Source organism: Kitasatospora sp. NPDC007106 (genome assembly GCF_040634455.1).
GTDB lineage: Bacteria > Actinomycetota > Actinomycetes > Streptomycetales > Streptomycetaceae > Kitasatospora > Kitasatospora arboriphila.
In genome coordinates this window covers 1-3,044 of record NZ_JBEYFP010000701.1, presented here as the reverse complement: position 1 = coordinate 3,044, position 3,044 = coordinate 1, and the positions used below count along the sequence as shown (strand labels likewise).

General features: G+C 70.8%; 4 protein-coding genes. 2 read left to right on the top strand and 2 right to left on the bottom strand.

Annotated features, from left to right (window positions below; translation table 11 throughout):
- The first annotated feature begins 187 nt into the window (after positions 1-187).
- Positions 188-985, top strand: coding sequence for a thioredoxin domain-containing protein (locus ABZ641_RS31050; RefSeq protein WP_359987174.1), 798 nt, complete (start codon positions 188-190; stop codon positions 983-985).
- Position 986: 1 nt separating this feature from the next.
- The gene (locus tag ABZ641_RS31045; RefSeq protein ID WP_359987171.1) at positions 987-1,580 is read left to right on the top strand and encodes a vitamin K epoxide reductase family protein; all 594 of its coding nucleotides are present in this window, start codon (positions 987-989) and stop codon (positions 1,578-1,580) included.
- Between the two features lie 71 nt (positions 1,581-1,651).
- Here the strand turns inward: ABZ641_RS31045 and ABZ641_RS31040 are convergent, their stop codons facing one another.
- Together ABZ641_RS31040 and ABZ641_RS31035 are read right to left on the bottom strand one after the other, a co-directional pair.
- The gene (locus ABZ641_RS31040; RefSeq protein WP_359987168.1) at positions 1,652-2,899 is read right to left on the bottom strand and encodes a site-specific integrase; all 1,248 of its coding nucleotides are present in this window, start codon (positions 2,897-2,899) and stop codon (positions 1,652-1,654) included.
- Between the two features lie 3 nt (positions 2,900-2,902).
- Positions 2,903-3,044: helix-turn-helix domain-containing protein (locus tag ABZ641_RS31035; RefSeq protein WP_359987177.1), on the bottom strand; the 142-nt coding region annotated here is incomplete at its 5' end.

Sequence of the window (3,044 nt, the reverse complement as noted above, 5' to 3'; positions counted from 1 at the left end):
CCCCGCCCGGAGTCCGTCGTTCCCTCGCCGGCGCCGCGCCGCGGCCCGCCGGTGTTCGCGCTCGCCTGCTGACGGCACTGCCGCCGGGCGGGCGGGCCCCGCGTGCCTTCCCCCTTCTCTTCGGTGCACCGCTGCGCGGCCGCGCGGCCCGGTGGTGCGCCCGTACGCGAGGATTCGACGGATCATCATGAGCACCCAGCCCCAGCAGTCCCGCACCTCCGCCCGTGAGCGCCTCCAGGAGGCCCACCGCCGGGAGAAGAAGGCCGCCGCGCTGCGGCGGCGCACCGTCGTCGCGGTGAGCGTCGTGGCGGCGCTGGCCGTGGTCGGCGGCACGGTGGCGGCGATCGCCACCGCCACCTCCTCGGACGCGGACCCGGCCGCCTCGGCGCCGCTGACGGTGCCGGCCAACACCACGGGCCAGGACGGCACCGTGGTGGTGTACGGCAAGGCGGACGCGCCGCACACCCTGCAGGTGTACGAGGACTTCCGCTGCCCGGTCTGCAAGCAGTTCGAGGCCTCCGCCGGCCAGGCGGTGCAGCAGCTCGCGGACAGCGGCCAGTACAAGATCGAGTACCACCTGGCGGCGTTCCTGGACAAGAACCTCGGCGGCAAGGGCTCGCGGACGGCGCTGGCCGCCGCGGGGGCCGCGCTGAACGAGGGCGTGGACAAGTTCAAGCAGTTCCACGACGTGCTGTACGCCAACCAGCCCGACGAGCGCGAGGACGGCTTCGGGGACGTCAACCGGATCCTGCAGCTCGCGGAGAAGGTCCCGGGTCTGAAGACCGAGGCGTTCACCAAGGCGGTCACCGAGGGCACCTACCGGCCTTGGGCGGCCAAGGTCGACGCGGCGTTCTCCGCCAGCGGCGCCCAGGGCACCCCGACGGTGGTGCTCGACGGCAAGGTGCTGAACGTCTTCGGCCAGGACGGCAAGCCGGTGACCGGCGAGCAGTGGACGGCGCTGGTCCGCAAGACGACCGGGGCCTGACATGGCCTCCGGTGCGACGATCGGTGCGGGGCGGGGCCTCGCCCGGCTGCTGGTGGTGGGCGGGCTGCTCGGCCTGGCGGCCTCGGCGGTCCTGACCTTCGACAAGCTGCGGATGCTGGAGAACCCGGCCTACCGGCCCGGCTGCAGCATCAATCCGGTGATCAGCTGCGGTTCGGTGATGCGCACCGGCCAGGCGTCGGTCTTCGGCTTCCCGAACCCGCTGCTCGGCCTGGCGGCGTTCGCGGTGCTGGTCGCCGCCGGCGCCGGCCTGCTGGCCGGTGCCCGCTACCACCGCTGGTACTGGCTGGGCCTGCAGGCCGGCGCCCTGGCCGGCCTGGCCTTCACCGTCTGGCTGATCACCCAGGCGCTGTACGAGATAGGCGCGCTCTGCCCGTACTGCATGGTGGTGTGGGCCGTGGTCGGGCCGCTGGCCTGGTACCTCACCCTGCACAACCTGCGGACGGGCGTCCTGCCGGCCCCCCGCTGGTGGCCGTCGGTGGCCCGCTACCACTGGGTGGTGCCGGCACTCTGGTACCTCGGCATCGCCCTGCTGGTGCTCAACAGGTTCTGGTACTACTGGCGGACGCTGCTCTGACGGGGCACTCATGATGGCTCCCACCTGGGGTTTTCCAGGCGGGAGCCATCCGCCTGTCTCCGCTGGGCCGTCTACGGGCCGTCCGGGCGGTCGGCCGGGCCCGTGTAGAGGGCGTCGACGGCCCGGCGGGTTCTATCCGGGCTGCTCGGCATGAGGTGCGTGTAGGTCCGGAGCGTGATGGCCGGGTCCGCGTGCCCCAGGTACTCGCTCAGCGCCTTGATGTTCTCGCCGGCGTCGAGCAGAACGGAGGCGTAGAAGTGCCTGAGCGCGTGCATTCCGTCCCGGGGCGCGCTGGCGTGCCGCTGCCCCCGCCGCGGGACCGGGATTACGCCGCCGGCCGCCAGTGCGGGTTTCCACAGCGCCTCGTTGAACGTCGAGCGGCGAAAGGTGCCCCCGGCGGCGTCGGTGAAGAGCAAGAGCTTGGTGACCTTGGGGCCGTCCCATGTTCGCCATGGGAGCGTCACGGCGACTGGAGGAAAGATTGCGATGTGATCCTTGAGAATGGCCGAGACGGCCGTCGGCAGAGGTACGTCACGCACCTTGTTTCCCTTCGGGGGCGCGAACACCAACCCTTGCCGGAGAACCTTGGTCTGCAAGTCGACACGCAGGATTTCTGCCTCGAAGTCGATCGCGTCGACTGCAAGACCCAGGATCTCTCCCTGCCGTAGGCCGCACCCTCCCCCGAGGTCGACCATCGGCCGAAGATTCTGCGGGAGCCCGGCTCGAACCGCGAAGACGCGGTCCGTCGTCCACGGGACGACGCGCTCTCGGCGGGACGACGGCTGACGGACCGAGCGGGAAGCGCAAGGGTTCCGCACGAGAAAGCCGTCGTCCACGCCTGCGGAGAGCACCGCTCGGGCGTCGGTGTAGATGATCCCGATGTACGACGCCGCCAGGCCAGATCCCTCCAGCCGCTTGAGCCACTCCCGGATGTGGACGGGCTGGAACGTCCCCATGGGACGGGCTCCGAGGTACGGAAGCACGTGCAGACGGAGCCGCCTTTCGGTGCCCTCCTGGGTAACGGCATCCGTTGTCTGCGACGCCAACCACCGTGTGGCGTAATCCTGGAACGTCGTGCGGGCAGCCTTGGGATCCAGGTACTGGCCCCGCGACATGTCGGCCTCGATGTTGGCCAGCCACAGTTCGGCTTGGCGCTTCTGGCGGTCCGGGAACGCCTTGCTCTTCTCCTTGCCGTCCGGGCCGATGTACCGAGCGCGGTAGCGGGAACCGGTGCCGTACCGCTCGGTCTTGACGCGCCGGGTCTTCCCACCAGGGCCGATCTCGGTCTTGTACCAGCGGTCCTGGATGTGTCCGGCCATAGATCAGGCCACCTCTCGGTTCTGCTCGGCCACCCACTGGGCGACCTCGGCGGGGTCGTAGCGCAGGTACCGGCCCACGCGGAATCCGGGCGGACCGGTGCGCTTGCGGCGCCACTGGTAGATGGTCTCCAGCGGCACCTCGAAC